Source organism: Hypericibacter sp. (genome assembly GCF_050729195.1).
GTDB lineage: Bacteria > Pseudomonadota > Alphaproteobacteria > Dongiales > Dongiaceae > Hypericibacter.
Genome location: NZ_JBOHKS010000215.1, coordinates 1 through 5,951 on the forward strand (window position 1 = coordinate 1; position 5,951 = coordinate 5,951).

General features: G+C 66.6%; 11 protein-coding genes and 1 tRNA gene. 1 reads left to right on the forward strand and 11 read right to left on the reverse strand.

The features are described 5' to 3' along the window. From hisD to ACREE8_RS17100, 5 genes are all read right to left on the reverse strand, one after another. The coding region (gene hisD, locus ACREE8_RS17080) for a histidinol dehydrogenase (RefSeq protein WP_431574210.1) at window positions 1–742 on the reverse strand (742 nt) is incomplete at its 3' end. Continuing rightward, on the reverse strand, window positions 732–1,421 hold the full coding sequence (gene hisG, locus ACREE8_RS17085) for an ATP phosphoribosyltransferase (protein WP_431574211.1): 690 nt from the start codon (window positions 1,419–1,421) through the stop codon (window positions 732–734). The genes hisG and hisD, both read right to left, overlap by 11 nt. Further along, window positions 1,418–1,966 (reverse strand): DUF2948 family protein, encoded by a 549-nt coding sequence (locus tag ACREE8_RS17090; protein WP_431574212.1) that lies wholly within the window; start codon window positions 1,964–1,966, stop codon window positions 1,418–1,420. The genes hisG and ACREE8_RS17090 overlap by 4 nt, the downstream gene beginning before the upstream one ends. After that, complete coding sequence (murA, locus tag ACREE8_RS17095; protein WP_431574213.1) at window positions 1,963–3,249, reverse strand: UDP-N-acetylglucosamine 1-carboxyvinyltransferase; 1,287 nt, start codon at window positions 3,247–3,249, stop codon at window positions 1,963–1,965. The genes ACREE8_RS17090 and murA overlap by 4 nt, the downstream gene beginning before the upstream one ends. Before the next feature lie 230 nt (window positions 3,250–3,479). Then, entirely contained in the window at window positions 3,480–3,704 is a 225-nt protein-coding gene (locus ACREE8_RS17100) for a hypothetical protein (RefSeq protein ID WP_431574214.1), read from the reverse strand. A gap of 395 nt (window positions 3,705–4,099) precedes the next feature. Between ACREE8_RS17100 and ACREE8_RS17105 the strand changes: the two genes are divergently transcribed. Continuing rightward, window positions 4,100–4,174 (forward strand) — tRNA-Thr (locus tag ACREE8_RS17105). 44 nt (window positions 4,175–4,218) lie between these two features. Here ACREE8_RS17105 and ACREE8_RS17110 read toward each other — a convergent pair. The 6 genes from ACREE8_RS17110 to ACREE8_RS17135 all read right to left on the reverse strand — a co-directional run. Continuing rightward, complete coding sequence (locus ACREE8_RS17110) at window positions 4,219–4,431, reverse strand: hypothetical protein (protein WP_431574215.1); 213 nt, start codon at window positions 4,429–4,431, stop codon at window positions 4,219–4,221. After that, on the reverse strand, window positions 4,431–4,646 hold the full coding sequence (locus ACREE8_RS17115; protein WP_431574216.1) for a hypothetical protein: 216 nt from the start codon (window positions 4,644–4,646) through the stop codon (window positions 4,431–4,433). The genes ACREE8_RS17110 and ACREE8_RS17115 overlap by 1 nt, the downstream gene beginning before the upstream one ends. A gap of 8 nt (window positions 4,647–4,654) precedes the next feature. Next, entirely contained in the window at window positions 4,655–4,831 is a 177-nt protein-coding gene (locus ACREE8_RS17120; RefSeq protein ID WP_431574217.1) for a hypothetical protein, read from the reverse strand. Between the two features lie 74 nt (window positions 4,832–4,905). Beyond that, window positions 4,906–5,343, reverse strand: coding sequence for a cell wall hydrolase (locus ACREE8_RS17125; RefSeq protein WP_431574218.1), 438 nt, complete (start codon window positions 5,341–5,343; stop codon window positions 4,906–4,908). Next, the gene (locus ACREE8_RS17130; protein WP_431574219.1) at window positions 5,340–5,591 is read right to left on the reverse strand and encodes a hypothetical protein; all 252 of its coding nucleotides are present in this window, start codon (window positions 5,589–5,591) and stop codon (window positions 5,340–5,342) included. The genes ACREE8_RS17125 and ACREE8_RS17130 overlap by 4 nt, the downstream gene beginning before the upstream one ends. A 9-nt stretch (window positions 5,592–5,600) precedes the next feature. Continuing rightward, a partial coding sequence (locus ACREE8_RS17135) for a hypothetical protein (protein ID WP_431574220.1) occupies window positions 5,601–5,951 on the reverse strand: 351 nt, incomplete at its 5' end.

The window sequence follows — 5,951 nt, forward strand, 5'->3', positions numbered from 1 at the left end:
CGTTGGCGCCGTCGGCCACCACCAGGATCTCCGAAGGTCCGGCGATCATGTCGATCCCGACCTGGCCGAAAACCAGACGCTTGGCGGCAGCGACATAGGCATTGCCGGGCCCGACGATCTTGTCGACCGCGACGATGGTCTGCGTGCCATAGGCCAGCGCCGCCACCGCCTGGGCACCGCCCACGCGATAGATCTCGGTGACCCCGGCAATCTGTGCCGCCGCCATGACCGCCGGGTTGAGGCTGCCGCCCGGCGTCGGCACCACCATCGCCAGCCGCTTCACGCCGGCGACCCGCGCCGGCACCGCATTCATCAGCACGGAGCTCGGATAGGCCGCGGCACCGCCGGGAACATAGAGACCGACCGACGCGACCGGCCGCCAGCGCGCACCCAACTGCGCGCCGCTGGCGTCGCGATAATCGAGATCCGACGGCATCAGCCTGCGGTGATAGCTCTCGATGCGCTCCGCCGCGAAATGCAACGCATCGCGAACCTCGGTCGCGCATTGTCGGGCGGCCTCATCGATCGCCGCGGCCGTCAACCGGATCTGGTCCGCTCCAAGCTCCATCCGGTCGAACCGGCGCGTATAATCGAGGAGGGCCGCATCGCCGCGCCGCCGCACCTCGGCGATGATGGCGACGACCGCATCGTTGACGTCCTGCTGCGCTTCGCGCTTTCCGGTGAGGAATTCGGCAAACTGCGCTTCGAATCCGACCTGGCGTGCATCGAGCCTATGCGGCATCGACCGCCTCCTGGATCCGGGTCACCAGCTCGCCGATGGCCTCGGGATGCAGCTTCAGCGCCGTGCGATTCACCACCAACCTTGCGCTGACCTCGGCAATGGTCTCGATCTCGGCCAGCCCATTGGCCTTGAGCGTTGCGCCGGTCTGAACCAGATCGACGATCCGCGTGCAAAGTCCGAGCTGCGGCGCGAGTTCCATGGCGCCGCTGAGCGCGATGCACTCGGCCTGCACGCCGCGGGCGGCGAAATAACGGCGCGCCGTCTCCGGATATTTGGTCGCGACCCGGACATGGCTCCAGCGGCTGGGATCGTCGCTCGCCACCAGCTCCCTGGGCTCGGCGACCGCGATGCGGCAGCGCCCGACGCCGAGGTCGATGGGGGCATAGAGTTCGGGATAGTCGAACTCCATCAGCACGTCGCTGCCGGCCACGCCCAGATGCGCGGCACCGAAGGCGACGAAGGTGGCGACATCGAAACTGCGGACCCGCACCACCGTCAGGTCGGCGATGTTGGTCTGGAAACGAAGTTTGCGTGAACGGTCATTGTCGAAATCCGGCTCGACTCGGATGCCGGCGCGCGTCAGCAGCGGCATGACCTCCGGCAAAATCCGACCCTTGGGCAGCGCCAGGATGATCGAATCGGTCTTGTCCCCCGCCTTGCGCCGCATCTGCGCCGTCATGCCGGGCCTTTCCGACGGGATTCTGCCTCGTCGGCATCGACATGCTCGGGGCGCCAGGCCGTCGGCCAGGCCTCGCCCAGGTCTTCGAAATGGCACCGCACCGCCTCGACCTCGAGCCGGACGGTGGCGTTGCCCGCGAACATGATCAGGATCGCATCGCCCTGGGCCTGGACCGTTAAAAGCTCGAGAAACTCGGGACCTTTCGCCAGGGTGAATCCCCGCAGCTTCACCCCGCGAACGCGATCGAAGCAGACGCCGCAATGAACCCGCTGATAGACCGGGCCCAGCGTTTCGCCATCCGCGAACTCCACGTCGCCGTCCTCATCGCCGAGGCGGGCCGCGCTCGCAGGTGCCGTTGCCGTGGCCTCCGAGCCCCGCGCTGCCGCCTCCCAGCGGAAGCGATTGGCCACGAACGCAAAGCGCCTCTCCTCGGCGAGATAGGTCATGTCCCTCGGCCGGATCAGCGCGTCCTGCAGGCAGGCGGCGATGATCGCCAGATCGGCGGCGTCGCGCGCGCGAAGCTTCAGCCCGGCGCCCTCGCTCATCCGTGGACCCGTTCGATATCGGCGCCGCAGGCCTGGAGCTTCTCGGTCAACCGCTCATAGCCGCGGTCGAGGTGATAGACGCGATTGAGGATCGTATCGCCCTCGGCGACCAGACCCGCCATGACCAGCGAGACCGACGCCCGCAGATCGGTCGCCATCACCGGCGCGCCCGTCAGCTTCGACACGCCCCGCACCATGGCCGAGGCGCCATGCACCGTGATGTTCGCGCCCATGCGCGCCAGCTCGGGCACATGCATGAAGCGGTTCTCGAAGATCGTCTCGGTGATCATGGCCGCCCCCTGGGATACGGTCATCATCGCCATGAACTGCGCCTGGAGATCGGTCGGAAAGCCGGGGAACGGCTCGGTGATCGCATCGGTTCCCTGCAGCGGGCCGTTCGCGCGGCTGACATGCAGGCCCCGGTTGGTCCGCTCGATCGCGACGCCGGCCTTCTCGAGCACGGTGCAGACCGTCCCGATCAGCTCCCGGTCGGCACCCAGCAGTTCGACCGACCCGCCGGTGATGGCAGCGGCCATGGCGTAGGTGCCGGTCTCGATCCGATCGACCACCACGTCATGGCGGGCGGCATGAAGCCGGTCCACGCCATGCACGAAGATCTTGTCGGTGCCGGCGCCCTCGATCCGGGCGCCCATCGCCGTCAGGCATTTCGCCAGATCAATGATCTCGGGCTCGCGCGCCGCATTGGTGATTTCGGTCGTCCCCTTGGCGAGGCTCGCCGCCATCATGAGATTTTCCGTGGCCCCCACCGAGACGATCGGGAAGGCAACCGACCCGCCGGTCAGGCCTTTGGGCGCCGTCGCCAGCACATAGCCTTCCTTGAGCTCGATCACGGCGCCCAGCTTCTGCATCGCCATCAGATGCAGGTCGATCGGTCGCGTTCCGATCGCGCAGCCGCCCGGCAGCGAGACCTCCGCGTGCCCGGCGCGCGCCAGGAGCGGGCCCAGCACCAGCACCGACGCGCGCATCTTGCGCACCAGGTCGTAATCGGCGCGGGTGTGGCGGATATCGCGGGTGGTCAGCTCCATGACCTGGCCGGTATGTCCGCCCGGATGCGACTGGCCGTTCAAGCCCAGCTCGGTCCCGATTTGCGCCAGCAGCCCGGCCATCGTGCTGATGTCCGCCAGATGAGGCACGTTTCCCAGCGTGAGCGTTTCATCGCTCAGCAGGCTCACCGCCATCAGCGGCAGGGCGGCGTTCTTGGCGCCGCTGATCGGAATTTCGCCCTTGAGCGGCTTGCCGCCGCGGACGCGAATCTTGTCCATCGAATGCCCTCGGAACCCTAAAGAACCGGCCGCCCCGCCCCCTATTCCCATCGGGCTTCGGGGGCCGGTCGAACCGTTGAAGTTCGGCGTCAGGAGAAGGACCCGGCGCCGGCTCAAGGCAGCCAAGCCTCGGAGAGATATTAGTCGAACAGACTGTCAATGGGAGCATGCAAAACCCGGCCCTCGGGCATGCCGTCCTCCCGACCCGCGGCCCACGCGCCGCCGGCCTTTCATCGTTCGTGAACGCCGCCGCTTTCCTCGCCATTCTCCGCAACCTCACCGGTCTCGCCGGCGGACGCATTGTCGGCGCGGGCCCGCTGCTGTTGCTTGCGGCGCAGCAGGTTTCGGCGCAACTCGGCGGCGAGCCGGGCATCCTGGTCGGCACCGCGAATGACGCCGTCATGGCCAGCGCGGGACTGTGGCGCGCGAGGGGATTTGGGACTCTGATCGGGCATCGGCGAGGCTCCGGCATCGGGGGCGCTGCGGAAATAGGCCGCCCGCCGCCCGGGGTCAAGGCTGGAGCGACCGGCAGAGACCGCCAGCGGCAGGGGAGCGAAGGATGGAGGGGGAAGATGGCGGGATTGGGATGCCAATCCCGGAAGGACGCGCCAGCGACCGGTGCGGTCCGGAAGGGCCCGGCCGGTCTCGAGGGCTGAGGAGGGGCAGGATGTCGCGCCCGGAGCCGTCGGGCGGGAGGAAGGTAATCTTCTTAACCTGGAAGGCCTTAGACTGGAAACGACCGGCTGGCCTTCGGCCTTGCTCTGGCCAGTCGGCTTATGGCAAGTTTCGCCGCCTTCGAGGGGCCTGCGGACGAACCCGCAAGGATCCCTCCTCGATGGTCAATGCTCGTGCCGCCGTAGCTCAGAGGTAGAGCACGTCCTTGGTAAGGACGGGGTCGGAAGTTCGATTCTTCTCGGCGGCACCATTTCTTCCCGCTCTCATCGCGATTATCGCAAGGCCGCGCCGGCATCAGGTTGCGCGACAGGCCCGCAATTGATCGCGCAGCCGTTTGTAATCGATGATTGCCTGGCCCAACGCGCTGTCGGGCGGCAGCGCATGGATCTCGTCGGCCAGGCGCCCTTGGAATTCCGGGTCGTAGATCGGCACCGGCGGACAAGCCGTCACGACCGGCGTCCGACAGGCCGCCAGCAGGAGGACCGCGGCGAGAGCAAGGACGCGCATCAGAACTCTCCCCGTCTCGCCCGATCCTCGACGGCTCTGAGGTCGGAAGGAGCATCGGCGCCGGCCTGCGCCATCTTCTGTTCGACCTTCAAGCCCGCGCCCGAGCTGGTGGCCTCCTGGGCTGACGCGCCGGCGGACTTGCCGAAGCGCCAGACCAGATAGAACAGGACGCCCAGCAGGAGCATCAGCCCCCCGAGGGCAACATAGGTCTCCATCGTCTGCCTCAGGCCTTCGGCTTGTTGGGCACGACATAAACCAGCAGCGGCGTGATCGCGGCGATGATCGCCGTCACATTACCTTCGGTCAGGAAGGACGGGGTGACGATGCCGAAAGCCTGGTTGAGGATGGCGAGAAGGGCCATCACCAGGGCGACCAGGGCCTTGTCGAGAGTGGTGAACATAGGGGCAAGCTCCGGGGTTGCGGCGCCCGCGGGATGCAGGTGCCGGTGATGCGTTGCAATCGGTGGGATCGGGTTTAGATCAGGCGGAAGAAACGATGCGCGCCGATGACCGCGACCGGCGTCTTGCCGGCGGCCCAAGGGGGAACGGCGATCGAGGATGCGTAATAATGGGTGGCGCCGCCGGTGGGATCGGGTGCCTCGCCGACGAGCACCGCGTAACAAGCCTTCAGGCAGTCGGCGAGCTGCGAGGTCTTCGCAGCCTTGATCTTCGGAAACATCGGATCGTTCGGCAGCCAGCAGGAGAACTGAAAGGGCTTCAGGCAGACGCCGCCGATTCCCTCGCCCCACCAGTCCGGCTTGCCGTCATGACCGAGGTCGATCTCCGCCCGGGTCCGGATGCACCAGGCGACGGCCACCTGCCCCACCGGAATCTCGCCGCGCGCCTCGCCATAGACGGTGCGCGCCATGACATCGAGGTCGTCGAAGCTGCAGGGAAGTACGATCCGGCTCATGGCTGGCTCCGATCGATCTTGTTCTCGATCCGCAGCAGGATGGCCTGGACGTTGCCGAGCTGGCTTTCCACGACCGAGAGACGCGTATCGAGCCGGTCGTTCTTGCCTTGCCAGGCCTCGACCATGTTCACCCGCTCTTGGATGGAGCCCATCCAGACGCCGAAAGCGGCGGTCTGAATCATGAGGGCGCCGATCAGCGCGATCGGGACTTTCTTGTCGAGGTGCCAGCTTTCCTTCGGCTCGGTCATGATGGCTCCTTAAGCGAAAGCGACGACGCGCAGTTTCCATTTGGTCAGATCGGGGAAGAATTGCCCGCGCGTCGTCTTGTCGAGTGCCTTGAACACCGCCGTCGTGTTGGGCGCGATCACGGTGATGTTGGTGGTGTCGACATAGGCGCCGAACTGTGCGGCGCCGCTTCCCGACCCGGTGTCTTGGATCGTGTGCGGCGTCACCTGGATGACATCGCCGCTGGCGTAGTTCCCGTCCGCCGACTGGCAGACCAGATAGAACTGAACCAGCTTCGGCAAGACGCTGAAGCCATGCGCGAAGGTCGGCGAGCTGTTCTGTGTGATCGAGGTGTCGGCGCTCGTGAAGGATTTCGTGAGGAC